General features: G+C 72.8%; 21 protein-coding genes. 16 read left to right on the top strand and 5 right to left on the bottom strand.

Features of this window, described 5'->3' with window-relative positions:
- Positions 1-84 precede the first annotated feature (84 nt).
- On the bottom strand, positions 85-717 hold the full coding sequence (locus KR546_RS06895) for a helix-turn-helix domain-containing protein (RefSeq protein ID WP_238443967.1): 633 nt from the start codon (positions 715-717) through the stop codon (positions 85-87).
- A gap of 234 nt (positions 718-951) precedes the next feature.
- Here KR546_RS06895 and holA point away from each other — a divergent pair, with 234 nt between their 5' ends.
- Positions 952-1,920, top strand: coding sequence for a DNA polymerase III subunit delta (holA, locus tag KR546_RS06890; RefSeq protein WP_238443966.1), 969 nt, complete (start codon positions 952-954; stop codon positions 1,918-1,920).
- Positions 1,921-1,942: 22 nt separating this feature from the next.
- Here the strand turns inward: holA and KR546_RS06885 are convergent, their stop codons facing one another.
- Positions 1,943-5,299 (bottom strand): NAD-glutamate dehydrogenase domain-containing protein, encoded by a 3,357-nt coding sequence (locus tag KR546_RS06885; RefSeq protein WP_238443965.1) that lies wholly within the window; start codon positions 5,297-5,299, stop codon positions 1,943-1,945.
- Positions 5,300-5,594: 295 nt separating this feature from the next.
- Positions 5,595-5,861, bottom strand: a complete 267-nt coding sequence (gene rpsT / locus KR546_RS19620; RefSeq protein ID WP_238443964.1) for a 30S ribosomal protein S20 — start codon at positions 5,859-5,861, stop codon at positions 5,595-5,597.
- Between the two features lie 234 nt (positions 5,862-6,095).
- On the opposite strand from rpsT, the gene lepA reads away from it, so the two are divergent.
- The 7 genes from lepA (at position 6,096) to KR546_RS06845 (ending at position 12,728) form a co-directional block, all read left to right on the top strand.
- A complete protein-coding gene (lepA, locus tag KR546_RS06875) occupies positions 6,096-7,994 on the top strand; it encodes a translation elongation factor 4 (protein ID WP_238443963.1) in 1,899 nt (632 codons plus the stop codon).
- Between the two features lie 147 nt (positions 7,995-8,141).
- Complete coding sequence (locus KR546_RS19095) at positions 8,142-9,329, top strand: ATP-binding protein (protein WP_274387720.1); 1,188 nt, start codon at positions 8,142-8,144, stop codon at positions 9,327-9,329.
- Positions 9,330-9,567: 238 nt separating this feature from the next.
- Complete coding sequence (locus KR546_RS06865; protein WP_238443962.1) at positions 9,568-10,350, top strand: crotonase/enoyl-CoA hydratase family protein; 783 nt, start codon at positions 9,568-9,570, stop codon at positions 10,348-10,350.
- Between the two features lie 83 nt (positions 10,351-10,433).
- A complete protein-coding gene (locus KR546_RS06860) occupies positions 10,434-10,613 on the top strand; it encodes a hypothetical protein (protein WP_238443961.1) in 180 nt (59 codons plus the stop codon).
- Positions 10,610-10,789, top strand: a complete 180-nt coding sequence (locus KR546_RS06855; protein WP_238443960.1) for a hypothetical protein — start codon at positions 10,610-10,612, stop codon at positions 10,787-10,789. Before KR546_RS06860 ends, KR546_RS06855 begins: the two co-directional genes overlap by 4 nt.
- Complete coding sequence (gene hemW, locus KR546_RS06850) at positions 10,782-11,978, top strand: radical SAM family heme chaperone HemW (RefSeq protein ID WP_238443959.1); 1,197 nt, start codon at positions 10,782-10,784, stop codon at positions 11,976-11,978. Before KR546_RS06855 ends, hemW begins: the two co-directional genes overlap by 8 nt.
- Positions 11,979-12,161: 183 nt before the next feature.
- Positions 12,162-12,728 (top strand): DUF1269 domain-containing protein, encoded by a 567-nt coding sequence (locus KR546_RS06845; RefSeq protein WP_238443958.1) that lies wholly within the window; start codon positions 12,162-12,164, stop codon positions 12,726-12,728.
- Between the two features lie 66 nt (positions 12,729-12,794).
- Here the strand turns inward: KR546_RS06845 and KR546_RS06840 are convergent, their stop codons facing one another.
- Both KR546_RS06840 and KR546_RS06835 read right to left on the bottom strand, forming a co-directional pair.
- A complete protein-coding gene (locus KR546_RS06840; protein ID WP_238443957.1) occupies positions 12,795-13,244 on the bottom strand; it encodes a hypothetical protein in 450 nt (149 codons plus the stop codon).
- A complete protein-coding gene (locus KR546_RS06835; protein WP_238443956.1) occupies positions 13,217-13,639 on the bottom strand; it encodes a phage holin family protein in 423 nt (140 codons plus the stop codon). Before KR546_RS06835 ends, KR546_RS06840 begins: the two co-directional genes overlap by 28 nt.
- Before the next feature lie 180 nt (positions 13,640-13,819).
- On the opposite strand from KR546_RS06835, the gene hrcA reads away from it, so the two are divergent.
- The 8 genes from hrcA to era all read left to right on the top strand — a co-directional run bounded on the left by hrcA (position 13,820) and on the right by era (position 21,397).
- Complete coding sequence (gene hrcA, locus KR546_RS06830) at positions 13,820-14,872, top strand: heat-inducible transcriptional repressor HrcA (RefSeq protein WP_238443955.1); 1,053 nt, start codon at positions 13,820-13,822, stop codon at positions 14,870-14,872.
- Positions 14,873-14,990: 118 nt separating this feature from the next.
- The gene (gene dnaJ / locus KR546_RS06825; RefSeq protein WP_238443954.1) at positions 14,991-16,115 is read left to right on the top strand and encodes a molecular chaperone DnaJ; all 1,125 of its coding nucleotides are present in this window, start codon (positions 14,991-14,993) and stop codon (positions 16,113-16,115) included.
- Positions 16,116-16,131: 16 nt separating this feature from the next.
- Positions 16,132-16,890 (top strand): RsmE family RNA methyltransferase, encoded by a 759-nt coding sequence (locus tag KR546_RS06820; protein ID WP_238443953.1) that lies wholly within the window; start codon positions 16,132-16,134, stop codon positions 16,888-16,890.
- 294 nt (positions 16,891-17,184) lie between these two features.
- Positions 17,185-18,129, top strand: a complete 945-nt coding sequence (locus tag KR546_RS06815) for a PhoH family protein (RefSeq protein ID WP_238444024.1) — start codon at positions 17,185-17,187, stop codon at positions 18,127-18,129.
- Positions 18,129-18,575, top strand: coding sequence for an rRNA maturation RNase YbeY (gene ybeY, locus KR546_RS06810; protein ID WP_238443952.1), 447 nt, complete (start codon positions 18,129-18,131; stop codon positions 18,573-18,575). The genes KR546_RS06815 and ybeY overlap by 1 nt, the downstream gene beginning before the upstream one ends.
- 40 nt (positions 18,576-18,615) lie before the next feature.
- Positions 18,616-19,860 (top strand): hemolysin family protein, encoded by a 1,245-nt coding sequence (locus KR546_RS06805; RefSeq protein ID WP_238443951.1) that lies wholly within the window; start codon positions 18,616-18,618, stop codon positions 19,858-19,860.
- Positions 19,857-20,423: a cytidine deaminase gene (gene cdd / locus KR546_RS06800; RefSeq protein ID WP_238443950.1), complete on the top strand. Its 567-nt coding sequence runs from the start codon at positions 19,857-19,859 to the stop codon at positions 20,421-20,423. The genes KR546_RS06805 and cdd overlap by 4 nt, the downstream gene beginning before the upstream one ends.
- Entirely contained in the window at positions 20,420-21,397 is a 978-nt protein-coding gene (gene era, locus KR546_RS06795) for a GTPase Era (RefSeq protein ID WP_238443949.1), read from the top strand. Before cdd ends, era begins: the two co-directional genes overlap by 4 nt.
- Positions 21,398-21,410 lie beyond the last annotated feature (13 nt).

The raw sequence follows: 21,410 nt of genomic DNA, 5'->3' as shown, positions 1-21,410 counted from the left end.
CCGGGTCGTGCGTGTGCGCTGGGGCCGACATGGGTCGCCGCGCCAGGTGACCCGGTCCTGGTCGTCGGCGGTCGTCCGTGGCCCTCACTCCACCAGGACCGGTGTCAGCACCCAGATCGCCTCGGCGTCGACGTCCCCGTCGTTGCGGATCGCGTGGGGCACGGTCGAGGTCACGTGGATCGAGTCGCCCGGGCCCAGCCGGTGCTCGACGCCGTCCACGACGTAGACCAGCGTTCCTGACAGGAGGTGACAGAACTCCTCGCCCGGATGCGTGTAGGCGGTGTCGTCACGGTCGCTCGGCCGGACGGTCACCCGGAGCGGCTCGAGGACCTTGCCCGGCGACGGGACCGACAGGAGGCAGAAGGTCCGGTCCGCGGATCCGAGGTCGACCACCGCTCCCTCGCCGGCCCGGGTCATGTGGGGGAGGGGGCCGTCGGGCGGCCGGTCGTCGGGCGGCCGGTCGTCGGGCGGCCGGTCGTCGGGCAGGCCGTCGTCCCCCGGGACGAAGAAGGTGGCCAGCGGGACCTGCAGGGCGTCCGCCACCTTGCCCAGCGTGGTGATCGCGATCGCGGCCAGTCCGCGCTCGACCTGCGACAGGTAGCCGGCGGACAGCCCGGACGCGGCCGCCAGTTGGCGCAGCGACAGGTCGTGGTCGACCCGGAGCCGGTGGATCGACGCCCCGACCTGGCGGACGGCCTGCTCACCCGTCTCGCTCATCGCCCGGTGCCCCGGGTCGACCGGGACGCACGTCGCGGCGCGGCCACGCCTCGGGCGGCCGACGGGGTCGGCGCGGGCACGGCGGCGGCAGGGGACAGGGTTCGGGGCGCCGTCACGGTCGACCTCCACACGGTGCGGGCTGCTGGTGGGTCCCGGGGGCTCGGCCAGCGTAGGTCCCGGTCGTTGCGTCGTCGGCGCCGTGGCGGGTCCCAGCCCCGTTGTAGCCTGCTGCGCATGCCTCCCGTCCACCTCGTCCACGGCGACGACGACCTCCTCCTGCACCGGGCGACGACCGACCTCGTCGACCGGCTCACGACCGAGGACCCCGAGCTGTCCTTCGACGTCCACGACGTCGCCGACCTCGAGCACCTGCCCTCGTTGCGGACCACCTCGTTGTTCGGTGACCGCACCGGCATCGTGGTGCGGGGCCTCGAGGGGCTCAAGGCCGACGACGAGCTCAAGGACGAGATCACCGAGTACGTGGAGGCTCCGGACCCCGACGCCGTGCTGGTGCTCGTCGCGCGTGGCACCAACAAGATCCGGGCGATCGTCAACCGGGTCAAGAAGGTCGGCGAGATCCACGAGCACAAGCGTCCCGCCGACTGGAAGGGCGACGCGTGGGACGCGCTGGTGCGTGACGAGTTCGCCCGGCGTGACGTCCGGGCCGACCGGACGGTCGTGGCCGCGCTGCGTCGCCACGCGGGCACCGACACCAGTGCCATCGCCAGCCAGGTCGCCCAGGTCGTCGCCACGCTGGAGCCGGACGCGACCCTGACGGCCGAGCACGTCGACGACGTCATCGGGGGCCACGCGACCGAGTCGACCTTCACGCTGGTCGACGCGGTCGTGGACCGTGACGTGGTGGCGTCCCTGGTGGCGTTGCGCGGCCTGCTGGAGGCCGACGACGAGCCGGTGATGATCGCCGGTGCCCTGGTGTGGCGGTTCCGCCAGCTGCTGACCATCCGGGCCGGTGGCGACCACAGGGCCGCCGGGATGTCGCCGGGGCAGTTCCGGCGTGTCCAGCCCCTCGCCAACCGCAACTTCAGCCCCGGCGAGCTCGCCTGGTGCCAGGACCGACTGGCCCGCCTGGACGTCGACCTCAAGGGCGGCAGTGCCCTGGACGCGCCACTCGTGCTCGAACTGGCCGTCCTCGACCTCGCCACCCCCCGCGACGTCGGTGCCCCCTTCAACCCCACCGCCTAGCTGCGCATCCTTCGGACGCGCGTCAGGCCAGGGTGTCGACGACGTCGCGGACGGCGGCGACGGTGGCGCCGAGGACGTCAGAAGGACGGACGTCGTCGCCGTGCAGGGCTCGCAGCGCGGCGGCGATCCGCGGGCGCAGGTCCACGACCCGGGGAGCACGCGAGCCCAGCACCTGCGCGCCGTCGGCCAGCACGACCGCCGCGGCGCGCCGACGCAGGCCGGCGAGGTCGTGGCGCAGGGCCTCGCCATGGCGGCGTGACCAGTCGGCGTCGGTGGTCGTGCTGCGGCCGAGGTGGCGGGTCACGGCGTCGTCGAGGTCGGCCAGGTGCAACCGATCGGTCACCACGTGCAGCGCCGCGAGTGCGTCGCGGACCCGGCCGGCCAGTCCGTCCGGCACGTCGTCGTCGCGGAGGTCCAGCACCGTCCCGCCCGGCAGGTCGTCCTTCCGGTCGTCGTCTCGGTCGTCGCCACCCCGGTCCGGGACGCGGGCATCGTGGCGTTGCGAGTCGGTGGTCGGACGGGCCGGCGCGCCGGTCACCAGCGCGGTCACGTCGGCCAGCCGCGCGAGGTCACCGGCCAGCGCCGCGGGTGCGGCGAGCTCGTCGGGGACCAGGTCGTCCAGCAGCTCGACCCGTCGTCGCAGGACGGCGCCGGTGCAGGTGTCCTCGAGGTGGCGTCGCAGGGCCATGGCGACCGGCCGATGACGGGCCACCACCTCGTCGATCGTGTCCGGCCCGACGCCACCGTCGCGCAGCAGCGCCCGTGCGACGTCCTGCTGCAGGGTGACCAGCGTCGCGGCCACGTCGGCGAGGGTCGTCGCCGGCACGACGGTGGCCTGGTCCTGCAGCCGGGCCCACCAGTCGTCGGCGTCGAGCACCTGTTGGGCCGCCCACAGCGCCGCCACGACGGCCGTCGGGTGCACGTCGGCCTGCATCGCGACCTCGTCGACGTGGGTCGGACCGACCCGGTCGACCAGCGACGAGGCCACCCGCAGTGCGGTGATGTCCGGCGCCAGCCGGTGACCGTCGACGTCCGCGGCCGGGTGGTCGTGGATCGCCGGGGCGAAGTAGTCGTGCAGGGCGGGACGGCAGGCCGTGGCGTCGACCATCGCACTGTCGACGACCGCCGCGGCCAGCGACCGCTTCGTCGCGGCCATGACGGTGGCCAGCTCGGGCCGGGTCAGCCCGCCGCCCGCTCCGGCACGTGCGTCCATCTGCTCACGCGACGGGAGCAGGTCGACCTCACGGTCGATCACCCCGCTGGCCTCCAGCCGGTCGAGCTGGCGGGCGTAGGCCCCGATGTCCTCGGCCGACCGGTCCTGTTCCCGCGACAGCAGCCACACCTGGGCGTCGACGTCCCGGCACACCGCCGCGACCACGTCGTCGGTGGCGGCGTGCAGCACCTCGTCGCGGTCGGCACGGGTCAGCGACCCCGCCCGGATGGCGGGGGCGAACAGGATCTTGGCGTTGACCTCGCGGTCCGAGATCGCGACGCCCGCAGCGTTGTGGACCGCGTCCTGGTCGATGCGGCCACCACGCCGGGCGTACTCGATCCGGCCACGCTGGGTGATGGCCAGGTTCGCCCCCTCGCCGAACACGCGGGCGTTGACCTCGTCGGCGTCGACCCGGATGTCGGCGTTGGCGCGGTCCCCGACGGCGTCCTCGGTCGACGCCTTGACCATCGTGCCGATGCCACCGGCGTAGAGCAGGTCGACCTGCAACCGCAGGACCGCCCGCACGAGCGTGTCCGGGGCCATCGACCGCTCGTCGGTCCGGAGCAGCTCACGGACCTCCGGGGTCAGCTCGACCTCCTTGGCGGTGCGCGAGGCGACCACGGCACCGCGCGAGCGCACGTCCGGGTCGTAGTCCTGCCACGACGACGTGGACAGCTCGAAGAGCCGTCGGCGTTCGGCGTACGAGGCCGCCGGGTCCGGATCAGGGTCGATGAAGACGTCGCGGTGGTCGAAGGCGGCCAGCAGCTTCAGCGTCCGGGAGGTCAACAGCCCGTTGCCGAACACGTCGCCGGACATGTCCCCGATCCCGACCACGGTGATCTCGTCGGTGTGGATGTCCACGCCGAGCTCGCGGAAGTGGCGGGCGATCGCGGTCCAGGCCCCCTTGGCGGTGATGCCCAGGGCCTTGTGGTCCCACCCGCTGGAGCCGCCACTGGCGAACGCGTCCCCCAGCCAGAACCCGTGTGCGTCGGCGATGGCGTTGGCGGTGTCGGACAGCCGGGCGGTGCCCTTGTCGGCGGCGACGACCAGGTAGGGGTCGTCGCCGTCACGACGCCGGACCCCGTCCGGGGTGACGACCTCGCCGTCCACCACGTTGTCGGTGACCGACAGCAGCCCGTTGACGTACACGGTGTAGGCGTCGGTGATGGCGGCGACGCGGTCGGCCGGGTCCGACGGTGGCTCGTGCAGGACGAACCCGCCCTTCGCACCGGTCGGGACGATCATGCTGTTCTTGACGATCTGGGCCGCGACCAGGCCCAGCACCTCGTCGCGGACGTCGTCGGTCCGGTCCGAGGCGCGCAGCCCCCCACGGGCGATCGGTCCTCCGCGTAGGTGGATGCCGGTGGTCAGCGGCGACGTCACCAGGATCTCGGCGTGGGGGACCGGGGCCGGGACGCCGGGCAGGTCCGACGAGCGGAACTTGCAGGCGAGCACGTCCACGACCCGACCGTCGGCCAGGGTGACGCCGCGGTCCGGGGCGAAGGCGTTGGTCCGCAGGGTCGCGGTCACCGCGGCGGCGAGGTCGGCGATGATCCGGTCGTCGTCGAGGCTGGCGACCCCGTCACGCACCGTCTCGAGCATGTGGAACGCCCCCGGTTCGTCCTGGGGCGTGGCGTCCGGGGACAGCCGGGCGGTGAACAGGTTGGCCAGCCCCCAGGCAGCGTCCGGATTGTCCCGCAGCGCCGCGTCGATCCGGCTCGCCGACCACGACGTGCCCAGCAGGCCCAGCAGGTGGCGGTGGGCCCGCAGCCAGTCGACCTGCTGCCACGTCAGCGGGGTCGAGGCGACCAGTCCGAGGAGGCCGTCCGTGGCGGTCGTGCCCGCCAGTGCCGCCAACAGGGCATCGTCGAGGCGCCCGGCGCTGGTCATGGTCCCGGGGCGACGGGCGGTGACGCGCAGTCGTTGCTCGACGGTTCCGTCGGCCGTCGTGGCGGCGGCGTCCACGACGTGGAAGCCGAACGCCTCGACCGCGGGCAGCAGGTCGGACAGGTCGAGCCGGGGGCCGTCCCGGCGGACGACGACCTCCCAGCCGTCGTCGCGTGGCTCGAAGGTCGCCCTGGTCTCGGCCGCACGGTGGGTCGGGGCCGGGGGAGGGGACGCGTCCGACTGGCTCGACGTCGGGGTGGTGGTGCCGCTGGCGGTCAACCGCAGGCCTTGGATCGTCGGTGAGGCTCCGGGCGACGGCGCGACACGACGACAGGGGTCCGCACGTCGGCGACGAACCACCGGCGCGACGATCCGGACCCAGTCCACCACGAGGCCGGTCCGCGGTGGGATGTCGTGTTCCCCCGTGGATCACGGTCGTGGCCGTGACGGCGCCATTGCCGTCGTGGCGAGCCTACTTGTCAGCCCGCTGTGCGAACAGGACCCCCGAATGCACGAACGGACGCCACCACGGGCGTCCGTTCGGAGTCCACGCGGCAGTCACGGGAGTCGGGTCTCAGGCCTCGAGCTCGGCCAGGCGGCGGGCCATGCGGGACTTCTTGTTGGCCGCGTTGTTGGCGTGGATGATGCCCTTCGTGGCCGCCTTGTCGAGCGCACGCGAGGCGACGGTGAACGCCTCGCGGGCTGCGGTGGCGTCCTCCTGCTCGGCGGCGACCCGGAAGCTCTTCAGGTCGGTCTTCAGGCGGGTGCGGACACCCTTGTTGCGGTCGTGCCGGGTGGTGTTCTGGCGGTTGCGCTTGATCTGGCTCTGGATGTTCGCCACGGCGGGGCCTCGACTGGTCGTGAGTGGGAGGGTCGTGCGAGGAGTCACGGGCGCTTGCAGGCGCGACGGCGCGCCGCGCGAGTGCCTCGACGACGGAAGGACGACAGGGTAACCCCTTCCACCCGGGTGCGGCAACACGGACCCGGAGCCGCGATCGGGGAGGATCGAGGAGACAGGGCCCGTCGGTACGCTCGCGGTTCGCGCGTTTCCCACCATCTGAGGCCCTGCCCCGTCGTGTATCCCATCGACCGCATCCGCAACTTCTGCATCGTGGCGCACGTCGACCACGGCAAGTCGACGCTGGCCGACCGCATGCTGCAGGTCACCGAACTGGTCGATCCCCGTCACATGCGTGCCCAGTACCTCGACAAGATGGACATCGAGCGCGAGCGCGGCATCACCATCAAGGCCCAGACCGCCCGGTTGCCGTTCAACTTCCCGGCCACGCCCGGCAACGACGCGACCCATGCCGGTGCGCGCGGGTCCGGCGAGTACCTGCTCAACCTCATCGACACCCCCGGCCACGTCGACTTCTCCTACGAGGTGTCCCGGGCGATCAACGCCTGCGAGGGTGCGATCCTGCTGGTCGACGCCGCCCAGGGGATGGAGGCGCAGACGATCGCCAACCTCTACCTGGCGGTGGACGCCGACCTCGAGATCATCCCGGTCCTCAACAAGATCGACCTGCCGGCCGCCCGCCCCGACGAGGTCGCCCGGGAGATGACCGCCATCATCGGCGGCGACCCCGACGACGTGATCCGGATCTCGGCCAAGACCGGCGAGGGCGTGGACCGCGTGCTCGACGCGATCGTCGAGCGGGTGCCGGCCCCGACCGGCGACGTCGACGCCCCGCTCCGGGCGCTGGTGTTCGACTCGGTCTACGACTCCTACCGCGGCACCCTGGTGTACTTCCGGGTCGTCGACGGCACGGTGACCTCCGGCGAGGCGATCCGGATGATGGCCACCGGCTTCACCGGGGAAGTGGACGACCTCGCGGTCCACTCGCCCGAGGAGGTCGCGATCGACGCACTCGGGCCCGGCGAGGTCGGGGTGCTGTCGGCGGCCATCAAGGAGGTCAGCGAGGCCAAGGTGGGGGACACGGTCACGCTGGCCGATCGTCGTGCGGCCAACGTGGTCGCCCTGCCCGGGTACCGCGAGCCCCTGCCGATGGTGTTCTCGGGGCTGTACCCGATGGACTCGGGGGACTTCCCGATGCTGCGCGAGGCGCTGGACAAGCTGCGCCTGAACGACTCGTCGTTCACCTTCGAGCCCGAGACCTCCGCGGCGCTGGGGTTCGGGTTCCGCGCGGGGTTCCTGGGGCTGCTCCACCTCGAGATCATCACCGAGCGGCTCGACCGCGAGTTCGACATCCCGCTGGTGACCACGGCGCCGAGTGTCAGCTACCGGGTCACGATGCAGGACCCGAACCAGAAGGGGCTGCCGGCGCTGGACGAGGAGGGCGACGAGGTCGTGCAGGTGGTCTCCAACCCCCAGGACCTGCCCGCGCCCAACGAGATCCTGCGCGTCGCCGAGCCGATGGTGCACGCGATGATCCTGGTGCCCAACGACTACGTGGGCCCGATCATGCAGTTGTGCGAGGGCCGTCGCGGGACGATGGAGTCGATGGACTACCTCACCGAGGAGCGGGTCGAGATGCGCTACCTGCTCCCGCTGGGCGAGATCATCACCGACTTCTTCGACCAGCTGAAGTCGCTCAGCCGGGGCTATGCGTCGCTGGACTACGAGCCGACCGACTACGCCGCGGCGGACCTGGTGCGGGTCGACGTGCTGCTCAACAAGGAGCCGGTCGACGCGTTCAGCGCGATCGTGCACCGCGACAACGCCTACGAGTTCGGCAAGAACATGGTCGAGCGGCTCCGCGGGTTGATCCCGCGGCAGATGTTCGACGTGCCGATCCAGGCCGCGATCGGGGCCAAGGTGATCGCCCGCGAGACGATCAAGGCCCGGCGCAAGGACGTGCTGGCCAAGTGCTACGGCGGTGACGTGTCCCGCAAGCGCAAGCTGCTCGAGAAGCAGAAGGAGGGCAAGAAGAAGATGAAGGCCGTCGGTTCCGTCGACGTCCCGCAGGAGGCCTTCGTCGCCGCCCTCCGCTCGACCGGCCCCACCTCCTGACCGGCGTTTCGGCCGGTTGGGTCCGAACGCCGAGGGGACGTGTCACGCAACCGGGGTAATGTTACCTCCAGACGGAAGGTGACCGGCGCGTCGGCCAGTGCGGCCGGTCGGGCCGTCGCCACCGGAACCCCCACGACCGGTGACCACATGGCCCGCACCCCACGCGACAACCCCTTCACCCCCGGCTTCGGCAACCTCCCCCGCGTCTTCGCCGGCCGCAAGCCCGAGTTCGCCGACCTCGAGCTGATGGTCGACCGCCTCGCGACCGGCACCTACGAGCAGGCCCGGATGGTGACCGCCGACCGTGGCTTCGGCAAGACCAGCCTGCTGCGCGAGTTCGAGCAGGAGCAACGCGAACTCGGTCGCTGGGTCGTGCGGGCCGCCGCCACCCGCGGCGACGCCGTCATCGGCCGGCTGTGCCGCCAGCTCGCCGACCTGGTCGCGCGCGAGGACCTCGCCGCCAGCATGTCGCACGGGCTGCGGGAGGCCCTGCGTCGCCTGGCCGGCATCGAGGTCGGGCCCGGCGGCGTGTCGATCGACCTCGCCCCCGACGACGACGTCGACCGCGGCGGCGAGCTGGCCCGGCTGCTGGAGGGCGCCGCCCGGCTCGCCCGTGACGACGGCAACGTCCTGCTCGTGCTGGTGGACGAGGCGCAGAACATCGGGGTCGACGCCATCGGCGAGTTCTTCTACGCCGTCCAGGAGGTCCAGGGCATGGTGGTCGAGTCCCGGGACGACCGCTCGGGGGCGCTGCGACGCGACAGCCTCCCCCTGGGTGTCGTCGTGGCCGGGCTGCCGGGCCTGGTCGACCGCCTCCGCCGGGCCGGGTCGACCTTCGGCGAGCGCTCCCGCCCGGTCCGGCTGGGGCCGCTGTCCCCGGGCGACCTGCGCGAGGGGCTGCGCGCACTCGTCCGTGACGGGGGCGCCGACATCGACGCCGACGCGCTGGACCTGTTGGCCGACGCCTCCGGGGGTTACCCGTACTTCCTCCACGTCTACGGCCAGCAGGTCTACAACGCCGGCAGTGGCGAGGTGATCACCGTCGACGAGGTCCGGCGTGGCGTCACCGCCGCCCAGCCACTGGTCGACGACTTCTACGAACAGCGTCTGCGTGAGCTCGGCGACCGCCAGCGCGAGTACCTGCGTGCGGCCGCCACGGTGCCGCCGACCCAGCGCACCACCCCCGGGATCGCCGCGGCCATGGGCACGACCTCGTCGGCCCTGGGGTCGACCCAGCAGGCCCTGGTCGACCGCCACGGGTTGCTGCGTGCGACCGGCGACGGCCACCTCGAGTTCGCCCTGCCCGGCCTCGACCGCCACCTCGCCGACCGCTGAAGTCTCGTCGTGCTGCCAACGGCGTTCGGTCCGGATGGTGTCCGGGTGGAACGCCAGACGGCGGGGGAGGTCGAGGTCCTCGTTGGCGTTCGGCCCTGGTGCTGTCAGGGTGGAACGCCGGGCGGTGGTCTCGGCTCGGCGCGTCGGCGTTCGGTCCGGGTGCTGTCCGGGTGGAACGCCGGACGGCGCTCTCGACGTCCAGGGGTCGGGCAGACTGGCGGGAGCCGAGGAGGAATCGATGGGTGACGTGGTGACGACCGAGGTGGACGGGCACGTCCTGGTGATCGGGGTGGACCGGGCCGACAAGCGCAATGCCTGGAACATGGCCGTGATCGAGGAGGTGTCGGCGGCCTACCAGCGGCTGGCGGACGACGACGAGCTGCGGGTCGGGGTGCTCCACGGGCACGGTGACCACTTCTCGGCCGGGCTGGACCTGGCCGAGGTGGGACCCCACGTCGCCGAGCACGGTCCGGGGGCGCTGGGCGGTGGCGGGGTCGACCCGTTCGGCGTGTTCGGGGAGCCGGTCGACAAGCCGGTCGTGCTGGCCGTGCAGGGCATCGCGTTCACCCTGTCGATCGAGCTCGCGCTGGCCGCCGACATCGTGGTCGCGGCCGACGACGTCCGGTTCCGCCAGCTCGAGATCGGGCGCGGGATCCTGCCGTTCGGTGGTGCGACGATGCGTGCACCGCGCCAGCTCGGGTGGGGCAACGCCATGCGCTGGCTGTTGACCGCCGAGGAGTTCGGTGCCGCCGAGGCCCACCGGATCGGCCTGGTCCAGGAGGTCGTGGCGCCCGGCGAGCAGCTCGACCGGGCGACCGCGCTCGCCCACCTCGTCGCGCGCCAGGCACCGCTGGGTGTCCGGGGCACCCTGGCCAACGCCCGGGTCGCCCGGGCCGACGGCGACGCCGCGGCCGCCGACCACCTGCGGGGCCTGCTGGCCGAGGTCCTGGCCTCCGAGGACGCCGCCGAGGGGGTCGCCTCGTTCCTCGAGCGCCGGGAGGCACGCTTCACCGGCCGGTGAAGCCGGCCCCGGGCCCCCACGCGGGAGACATCCCGGCCCGGTCGAGCCGGGCGATACCGTGATCGGTCGACCGGGAGGGACCGATGCTGAGAGAGACCGGACTGCACGCCGCACTGGTGATGGCGGCGATCGTGCTGGTGGGCACGATCCTCGACAACGTGGCCGTCGGTGCCGCGGTCGGCCTGCTGGCCGCCGCGCTGGTGACCCGGCAGTGGCCACGCCGGACCCTCGCCGAGCAGCCCGCGACCGACGAGGTCGCATGAGTCGCGGCGTCGCCTGGGCGATCGCGATCCCGATCGGGCTCGCGCTCGGGTTGGCCCTGGACGACCTGGTGCTGGGCGTGCCGTTCGTGATCGCGTTCGCGACCGCCTTCGGTGGCTTCCGGGGCCTGGGCGCGTCCTCCGACGAGCCTGACGGACCGAGCCGGGGCGATGGCTGACGACGTCCGTCGGTGGCTGGACCACCCCGTCGAGTCCGGCACCGCGGCCGGGTTCGGCCTGTACCTCCACGTGCCGTTCTGCAGCCACCGCTGTGGCTACTGCGACTTCGCGACGCACGTCGCCGACCCCGCCGATGCCGATGCCCAGATGGCCCGGTATGCCACGGCGCTGCGGCGACGACTGGTGCGCGTGCTGGACGGTGGGCGCGACGGTGCCGGCGAGCATCCCTGGCCCACCGTGACCTCGGTGTTCGTCGGTGGCGGGACCCCGACCCTGCTGCCGCCGGACGAGCTCGCGTCGATCCTGGCCACGGTGGACGACCACGCCGACCTCGCCGACGACGTCGAGACCACGGTCGAGGCGAACCCGGAGACCGTCGGCCCCGCGATGTTCACCGCCCTGGTCGACGCCGGGGCGACCCGGGTCTCGATGGGCGCCCAGTCGTTCGCGCCCCACGTGCTGGCCACCCTCGAGCGCGGCCACACGGCCGACCGTCCCGTGGAGGCCGTGGCCGAGGCACGTGCCGCCGGCATCGCGCAGGTCAGCCTCGACCTGATCTACGGCACGCCGGGCGAGACCGACGACGACTTCGCCCGCAGCCTGGAGGCGGCCCTGGGGGCAGGGGTCGACCACCTGTCGGCCTACGCCCTGTCGATCCACACCAATACCCCGTTCGGTCGTCGACGCGCCCGCGGTGAGCTGCCCGACGTCGACGACGACGTCGCCGCCGACCGCTTCGACCTGGCCCGTGACCGCCTGGCCGCGGCCGACTTCGAGCACTACGAGGTCAGCAACTGGGCCCGGACGCCCGGGACACGCTCACGCCACAACGTCCTGTACTGGCGCCATGGGGACTACCTGGCCTTCGGGGTCGGGGCCCACGGCCACCTCGACGGCCGGCGCTGGTGGAACCCGCGAGGCGTGGGCACCTGGCTCGCGGCGGTCGAGGCCGACGAGGATCCCGCGGCGGCCACCGAGCAGCTCGACCTCGACGAGCGACGGCTCGAGCGGCTGCTCCTGGGGCTGCGGCTGCGCGACGGCCTGCACCCCCACGACGTCCCGCCGCTGGACCCCCTCGCCCTGGAGGACGCGATGGCCCACGACCTGGTCGAGACCGCGTGCGGCCGGGTCCGGGCGACCGACCGCGGCTGGTACTTGCTCGACGAGGCCGTCCGTCGGCTCGCCTGATCGCGTGCCGTGGACCCAGGCAGCCGGCCATCGTCCTGCCGGGTGCCGGCCATAGGCTCGACCACGACGAGGATGCACATGATGGGTGACCACCTTCCCCCGCCGGTCGGCCGAACCGACGACCGGCCGGACCACGACGGGGACCGTCCCGAGCCTGGCGACCGGCCGCCTGCTGCACCGAGCATGGACGGACCGCCCCCCGCACCGGCGGTGGAGCCGGTCACGACCGCGGCCGAGGGGGTCACCGCCGACCTGTGGGCGTTCCGGTTCGCCGACCCCGTCATGGCCCAGGAGGCCCTGCTCGCCGCCATGCGCATGCAGTCCCACAAGCGTCTCAAGCTGGACGACGCCGCGATCGTCGTCCGGGACGGGCGGGGCCGGATCCGCATCACCCAGACCCGCGAGATGTCGACCGTGCAGGGGGCCATGTCCGGCAGCTGGGTCGGCCTGCTCGCCGGGATGTTCGTGCCCGGCGGTGGTGCGCTGGTCGGGATGGCGATCGGGGCGGCAGCGGGTGGGTTGTTCGCCAAGCTGCGGGACAAGGGCATCAACGACGACGAGATGAAGCAGTGGGGTGAGCAGCTCGGGGACGGCGAGGCCGCCCTGTTCCTGCTGGTCGAGGACTGTCACCAGATGCGCGTCCTCCACGAGGCGTCGAGGTTCCCGGCCACCCTGCTGACGTCCACCGGCGACCCGGAGTTCGCCGACAAGCTGCGGGAGCGCTTCGCCGTGGACCCCTGGGGACCCTGACCCGCTCCTCCTGCAACGACGAAACCCCGTGGAAGGATCCCACGGGGTTCCGTCAGGCGATCGTGTCTAGCGGCGGCCGGCGAAGTAGGCGGCGGCGGCGCCGGCGGCGATGGCCAGCACCAGCACGAGGCCGACCTTGCCCGAGCCGCCACCGTCGGAGTCGTCGTCCTCGGGAGGTGGGGGCGGTGGTGCCAGCGGCCCGCCCGCGGCGGGCTGGTTGGTGGCGGTCGTGCCGAACGCCCGGGCCAGTTCCTCGGCCTGGATCCGTGCCGACTGGCGCTCGGCGTTCGTCGCGGCCTTCTTCTTGCGACCCGAGGAGGCCTTCTTGAGCCCGAACCCGGCGGCGACGACGGCTCCGAGGCCACCGAGCACCTTGGGTCCGATGTTGCCGGCCGCCTGGCCGGCCATCTCGGTCACGACGTCGGGCACCGAGTCGACCAGGGCGTTGACGTCGCGCTCGAGTGCGGCCTTGGTCTGCTCGATGTCACTCAGCGCTTGATCTGTTGCCTTGCCCATGCGGCGTCCTCCTTGATCTTGTCGGTCGCCACGCTCGGGGCGGAAGACCCCTTGGTGGCCTGCGAACGAGCGATGAGCAGCGCGATCAGCGTCAGGAGCAGGAACACGCCCCCGACGATCAGGTACGCCGCCCAGTCGGGGACGACCCGGGTGAGGCCCAGGGCCCCGGCCACGCCGAAGAACCCGACCATGTACAGCGCCAGCACGGCCGCGGCCCCGCCGGCACCGGCCGCCTTGCCGAAGTGGGCGGCGGCCTCGGACAGCTGGGCCTTGACGAGCGCGATCTCCTGGCTCACCAGCGTGGTGAGGTGGCCGACGATCCGGGTGATGGCCTCGGCCGGGTTCTCCGACCCGCCGCCGGACCCGCCGGAACGCGGCGATCCCTGTTGACTCATGGTGGGCTCCTTCCTTCGCAGGGACGGTAGGGGATCGACTGGTGCGGTGCGAAGGCCCGATCGGGAAATCCGCCCCACCCCGGCGCTCGCGCCCGCTCGCCGTCCCGCCGACCGCCGGCACGCCGCCACCGGGGAACGTCGTCGAGCGACGGTTACGATGGCCGTCGGCGAGGAGCAACGATGCACGACGACGGGATCGCCCTGGACCTGGACGAGCGCAAGCAGTTGATCCTGCGTGCGATCGTCACCGAGTACATCGCCGGCGGCGAGCCGGTCGGGTCGGCTCGCGTGGTTGCGGTCGCCGGCCTGGACTGCTCGGCCGCGACCGTGCGCAACGAGATGGTGGTGCTCGACGACCTCGGCCTCATCCGCGCGCCCCACACCTCCGCCGGCCGGGTGCCGACCGACGCCGGCTACCGCGCGTTCGTCGAGATGCTGCGCGAGACGGCCCGTCACAGCAGCATCGAGACCAGCCAGCGCGAGCTGGTGGGCCAGCTCCTGTCGGCCGCCACCGACGTCGACGACCTGCTCGACCGCACCACGACCGTGCTCAGCCAGCTCACCCGGCTCGTCTCGCTGGTGATCGCGCCGGTGTTCGACGACGCCCGGCTGAAACTGGTCGAGCTGGTCTCCCTGACCCCGCACTCGGCCCTGCTGCTGCTGGTGTCCGACACCGGGTCGGTCACCAAGCGGGTGCTCGAGCTCGGCGAGGCCACCAGCGACGACGACGTGACCCGGGTCCGCGAGGCACTTCGCCCCCGGCTGGTCGGCCGTCCGATGGGCGAGATCGCCGAACTCGTCTCCGGCCTGGTCGACGAGGCGCCCGCCGAGCTGCGCAGCGTGCTGTCCGCGGTCGCCGCGGTCGCCGCGTCCTCGGTCGCCGACGAGGCGGTGACGCGCATGCTGGTGTCCGGCCGCGCGTCGCTGGCCACCGAGGGGCTGCCACGCAACGACCTGTCCCGGGTGCTGGCCCTGCTCGACGAACAGTCGACCCTGGCCCGGGTGCTGGACACCTCGGCCGGGGACGAGGACTCGCCGGTCGTGCGGATCGGCCAGGAGCACGAGCTCGCCGACCTCGAGTCCACCTCGCTGGTGGCGCAGCGCTACCAACTGGTCTCGGCCGGTGCCCTGGGGGTGCTGGGGCCGACGAGGATGGACTACGTCAACGTGCTGGCGACCGTCGGCGCGGTCGCCGAGCAGCTCCAGGCCACGCTCGCCGACCTGTCGAGCTGAGCCGCCCACGCGCCGGGGTGGCGGCTGGCCGTCGCCGCGTGCGACTCAATACCATCGGGTGTCCGGTGCCGATCGGCGCCGGTTCCTGCCTGTCTCCTCCTCCACCACGAATGCCGCGATGACTGACCTCTACGAGAAGCTCGGCGTGTCCCGTGACGCGTCGGAGGCCGAGATCAAGAAGGCCTACCGGGCCCGCGCCCGGTCGGCGCATCCCGACGCCGGTGGTGACGAGGAGGAGTTCAAGCAGGTCCAGCACGCCTACCAGGTGCTGTCCGACGCACAGGCCCGGGCTCGCTACGACCGCTTCGGCGACGACGGTACGCCCAACGGCCGCCGGGCCCAGGACCCGTTCGGGTTCTCCGGGGGACAGGGCGCCGGCTTCGGTGGCATCGGCGACGTCATCGACGCCTTCTTCGGGCAGGCCTTCGGCGAGCAGCCCCGGCGCGCCCGCCAACGCTCCAGCCAGGGCCGCGACGTCCTGGTCCGCACCGAGATCGAGCTCGCCGACGTGCTCACCGGCCTGAGCCGCACCGTCGAGGTCGAGGTGCCCGGCACGTGCCCGGACTGCGACGGCTCCGGCTCGGCGTCGGGCCGTGGACCCGTCACCTGCGAGGCCTGCAACGGCCAGGGCCAGGTCCAGCAGGTCGTGCGCACCGCCTTCGGCCAGCTCGCCACCGCGGTCCCGTGCGCGGCCTGCCGTGGGACCGGCTCGGTCGTCGCCGACCCGTGCCCGACCTGCGAGGGCGAGGGACGGGCCATGGACACCTCGTCGATCACCGTCGAGATCCCGGCCGGCATCAGCGACGGCGACCGCCTCCGCGTCACCGGATCGGGCGAGGCCGGTCGCAACGGCGGGCGGCCCGGAGACCTCTACGTCGAGGTGCGGATCGCCGACCACGAGATCTACGAACGGGACGGCCGCACCCTGCTGGGCGAGGTCGTCCTGCCGTTCTCGCAGGCCGCCCTCGGTGCCACGCTGACCGTGCCGACCCTCGACGGGGACACCGACCTGGACGTGCCGGCCGGCACCCAGCCCGGCAGCGTGCTGACCATCCGCCGACGCGGCCTGCCCGCGACCGGCGGGGGCAGCCGGGGCGACATCCGCCTGACCGTCCGGCTGGAGGTCCCCCGCAACCTCACCGACGAGCAGACCGAGCTGCTCGAACGCTTCGCCGCCATCCGCGGCGAGGACGCCCCTGGGGCGTCCGGGCTGTTCGGCCGGCTCCGGCGCGCCTTCTCCTGATCGCGCTGGTCGACCGGTGACCCCCTACGTCCTGCTCGCCGACAACGCCCTGGCCGACGCGGTCCCGGGCAGTGTCGTGGCCCTCGACGACGACCAGCACCACCACCTCGTGCGGGTCCGGCGCCACCGTGACGGCACCGAGGTCACGGCCAGCGACGGCACCGGCCGCGAGGTCGCGGCGGTCCGCGACGGTCACTCCCTGGTCGTCCGGTCCGTCACCGACCGGCCAGCGCGTGGCCCGGTCCTGGAGGTGTGGCAGGCGCTCGGCAAGCAGCGCAAGCACGACGAGGTCGTGCGGATGCTGACCGAGGCCGGTGTCGACGCCGTCACCGCCGTGACGACCCGCCGCACGCAGGTCGACCTCTCCGGCAAGGCCGAGCGGGTGCGCGAACGCTGGCGGTCCGTCGCCGACGCCGCCTGCACCCAGTCCCGCCGGTCACACCGCCCGCGCGTGGAGGGTCCGGTCGAGCTGGCCGAGCTCGTCGCCGACCTGGCGTCGTCGGCACCCACGTCGACCGATGCAGGCACGTGCGTCCTGGTCGCCGATCCGTCGAGCGAGCGGTCGCCCCTGGACGCGCTGCCGGCCGACCTCCCCGAGCGGATCGTGCTCGTGGTCGGGCCGGAGGGTGGCCTGGCCGAGGACGAGGTCGCCGACCTGGTGGCCGTGGGTGCGACCGGGGTGACCCTGGGCCCGACCGTGCTGCGGACCGAGCACGCCGGGTTGGTGCTCGCGGGGGTCGTGGCCGCCGGCACCGGACGGATGTCTGCCCGGTGACGACCCGGGCCGTCGGCAGCCCTCGCCCGGTCCGGGGGCGGCGTCCGTGCGGCGGGGGCCGGAGGTGGGCGTCGGCCCGGTGCCGGCGCCGTCCACGGCGCTACCCTGCAGAAGGCCGAACACTCCTGCTTCCGAGCAAGGCCACCTGATCTTCGTGTGCACCACGCCCGACCCGGCGGCGGCTGCGTGAGCGAATCCGCCGCCACCGCCCCCCACGCCTCGCCCCCTGGCTCGACCCCTGGCCCGACCACGGACTCCACGACGGCCCGGCTCGACGTGCCCGGCGACCAGGACATGGTCGCGCTGCTCGGGCCCGGTGACCGCCTGCTCGACCTGGTCGCCGACACGCTCGACGCCGACATCCACGTCCGGGGCAACGCCATCACCGTGTCCGGTGCACCGGACACGGTCGATGCCGCCATGACGGCCTTCCGCGAGCTCCTCGACATGCTGGACTCCGGCCACGGGCTGGACGAGCCCACCGTGCGCCAGGTCCTGCGCATGGTCACCGACGACACCGACGACGACCTCACCCCGGCCGCCGTGCTGTCCGAGGCCCTGCTGACCCACCGTGGACGCACCATCCGGCCCAAGACCATCGGCCAGAAGCGCTACCTCGACGACATCCGGGCCAACACGGTGGTGTTCGGGATCGGTCCGGCCGGGACCGGCAAGACCTACCTCGCCATGGCCATGGCCGTCCAGGCGCTGCGTGCCCGCCAGGTCAACCGGCTGGTGCTGACCCGTCCCGCGGTCGAGGCCGGCGAGCGACTCGGGTTCCTGCCCGGGACCCTGCACGAGAAGATCGACCCGTACCTCAAGCCGTTGTGGGACGCCCTGCGCGACATGATGGACACCGAGGAGCTGGTCGACCACGTCGATCGCGGGACCATCGAGGTGGCCCCGCTCGCCTACATGCGTGGTCGCACCCTCAACGACGCCTTCATCGTCCTCGACGAGGCCCAGAACACGACGCCCGAGCAGATGAAGATGTTCCTGACCCGGATCGGCTTCAACTCCAAGGCCGTGGTCACGGGCGACATCTCCCAGACCGACCTGCCCGGCGGGACCCGGTCCGGCCTGCGGGTCGTGCGCGACATCCTCGACGGGATCGACGGGATCGCCTTCGCGCGGCTGACGGCCGGCGACGTCGTGCGCCACCACATCGTCCAGCGGATCGTGGAGGCCTACGAGCGCCACGACGAGTCCGCGCGGGACGACACGTCGGATCCACGCTGATGACCGTCGAGTTGACCGACGAGCAGTCCGACGTCGAGGTCGACCACGAGCGGCTGGTGGCCCTGGCCCGACACGTGCTCACCGACCGACGCGTGCCCGACGACATGGTCACGAGCCTGCTGCTGGTGGACGTCGACACCATCGCCGGGCTCAACGACACCCACATGGGCAAGCCCGGCCCGACCGACGTCCTGGCCTTCCCCATCGACCAGCCCGGCACGACGCCGCCCGACGTCCCGGCGATCCTGGGCGACGTCGTCCTGTGCCCGCGGATCGCCCACGACCAGGCGGCCGAGCTCGGACGCGCCGGGGAGCAGGAGGTCGAGATGCTGGTCGTCCACGGCATCCTCCACCTGCTGGGCATGGACCATGCGACGCCCGACGACGAGCGCGAGATGTTCTCGCTGACCGACGACCTGCTCGCGTCGTTCGCGGACGACCGATGAGCGCACCGGGCTCCGGCCCGCCCCGACGGGGTGGGACGTCGTGACGGCGGTGCTGGTCGTCGCGGTGGTGGTCGGCCTGGCCGCCAGCGCCTGGCTGGCCAGTGTCGAGACGGTGCTGGTCCTGCTCGACCCGGTCACGGCCGTCGGGGCCGGCGCCGATCGTGACGACCGGCTGGCCTGGCTGGTCGAGCACCGTGGCACCGCGCTGAACGCGACGCTGCTCGCCACCGTCGTCGTGCGGGTCGCCACCACGCTGTGTGCGTACTTCCTGGCGAACCTGTGGCTCGACACGGTGCCCGCTGCGCTGGCCGCCGGCGTCGTCGTGGTCGTGGCCGGGATCGTCCTGGCCGAGGTGGGGCCCCGCACGCGCGCCCAGCGGGACCCGATCGCGGCGGGTCGCCGGCGGGCCCGTGGTGCCCGCAGGCTGGTCCGCGCGCTGGCGCCGATCGCCGGGGTGCTGGTCGCGCTGGGACGGGTCCGGGCCAGTGGCGACCAGGGCCCCTATCCGGACGACGAGGAGATGGAGGGCGACGAGCCCGAGCCGTTCGAGGACGACGAGCGCGCCATGATCCGGGCCATCTTCGAGCTGTCGAACACGATGGTGCGCGAGATCATGGTCCCGCGACCCGACATGGTCACCGTCGAGGCAGACACCACCTTCGACGAGCTGGTCGCCCTGCTGATCGACTGTGGCAAGTCGCGCGTGCCGGTGTACCGCGAGGACCGCGAGCACGTGATCGGGATCATCTACGCCAAGGACGTGCTGGAGCGACTCGCGAGTGGACGTCGCCGTCGCTGGATCGACCTGCTCCGCCCCGCGGCGTTCGTGCCGGAGACCAAGCCGGTCGACGACCTGCTCGAGGAGCTGCAGGCGGCCTCGGTCCACATCGCGATGGTGGTCGACGAGTACGGCGCGACCACGGGGCTGGTCACCATCGAGGACATCCTCGAGGAGATCGTGGGCGAGATCGTCGACGAGCACGACGACGAGACCCCGCTGGTCGAGGTGGTCGACGAGCGCAGCCTGCGCATCGACGCCCGGCTGCCGGTCGACGACCTCGCCGAGCAGCTGGGCACGAACCTGCCCGACGACGACTGGGACACCGTCGGTGGCCTGGTGGTGGCCGCGTTCGGGCGGGTCCCGTCCCCGGGCGAACGCGTCGAGGTGGACGACATCGAGTTCCACGTCGAGACGGTGACCGGACGACGGGTGGCCCGCGTGCTTGCGGTCCGACGCGAGCCGGCAGCACAGGACGACACGGTGACCGAAGGAGTGCGTGCATGACCGACCAGCCAACCGGGGACGACGGTGCGGGGGACGAGCCCGTCGACGGGCGTCGCCTGCGGGACTGGGTCGACCGCGCCAGGGTGCAGTCGTCCCGGGCCCACGCCGTCTACTCCGACTTCCCGGTGGGTGCGGTCGTGGTGACCACCGACGGGAACTCCTACGACGGTGTCAACGTCGAGAACGCCGCCTACGGGCTGACCATGTGTGCCGAGCGGGTCGCGATCGGCTCGATGGTCGCCGCCGGTGATCGCTCCGGCATCGCCGTCGTCGCGGTTGCCGGTCGCGGTGAGGACCCGTTGACCCCCTGCGGCTCGTGCCGCCAAGTGATCGCGGAGTTCGCCACCCCCGGGACCCTGGTCGTGTCTCGGGGCCGCGACGGCGACCTGGCTCGGTGGACGGTCGAGGACCTGCTGCCCGAGGCGTTCGGTCCGTTGCGGCTGGCCGCCGGGTCGCGGTCGCGAGATGACGGCGGCGACGCACCCGCCGACGACCCGTCGGCCGACGCAGACCCGTCGGCGGCCGCGGCTGTCGCCGGTCCGACGAACGGGGACGGATCATGACCGAGCTCGACCTCGAGGCCATCCTGGCCGGGGCGGACGAGGACCTGCCACCCGGTCATCGCAGCGGGCTGGTCGCCCTGGTCGGCCGTCCCAACGTGGGCAAGTCGACCCTGCTCAACGCGCTGGTCGGCGAGAAGGTCTCGATCGTGTCGGACGTGCCCGGCACCACCCGCAACGCGATCCGTGGGGTGGTGACCCGCGACGACGCCCAGGTGGTGTTCGTCGACACGCCCGGGCTGGCCAAGCCCCAGTCGCTGCTGGCCCGGCGGCTCAACGACGTGGTCCGGGACCACCTCGACGGCGTGGACGTGGTGGTGTTCCTGGTCGACGTCGAGGCCGGCATCGGCCGCGGTGACGAGTTCCTGGCCAGGGTCGTGCGCCAGGTGCGGGCGCCGGTCCTCGCCGTGGCGAACAAGGAGGACCAGGTCCGCCGCGACCCGGCCCTGCCACCGCAACTGGTGCGGTTGGCCGAGCTCGTGCCGGACGCCGAGATCGTCCCGACGTCGGCGCTGGACGGGTTCAACGTCGACGTCCTGCTCGAGCTGATCGTGGCCGCCCTGCCGGAGGGTCCGCGGATCTTCCCGACCGACCTGGTCACGGACCAGCCGGAGCGGTTGTTCGTGGCCGAGGTGGTGCGCGAGAAGTACCTCGGGCGCCTGCGTGACGAGTTGCCGCACTCGGTGGCGGTCGTGGTCGAGGACATCCGCGAGATCCCGGTCGACGACGACCCCGACGACCCGGACGATCCCGGGGAGATCGCGCTGGTCGAGATCGACGCCAGCATCTACGTGGAGCGTGACAGCCAGAAGGGCATCGTCATCGGCCATCGGGGCGCCACCCTGCGTGACGCCGGCACCGAGGCCCGCCGCGAGCTCCAGGCCCTGTTCGGTGCCAAGGTCCACCTCGACGTCCGCGTCAAGGTGGCCAAGGAATGGCAGCGCGACCCGAAGCAGCTCCGCCGCCTGGGGTACTGACGCCCTGGGTGCT

The organism is Salsipaludibacter albus (assembly GCF_019798055.1).
GTDB lineage: Bacteria > Actinomycetota > Nitriliruptoria > Nitriliruptorales > Nitriliruptoraceae > Salsipaludibacter > Salsipaludibacter albus.
The sequence above is the reverse complement of the archived record's forward strand: the minus strand, read 5'-3'. Positions and strand labels throughout refer to the sequence as shown.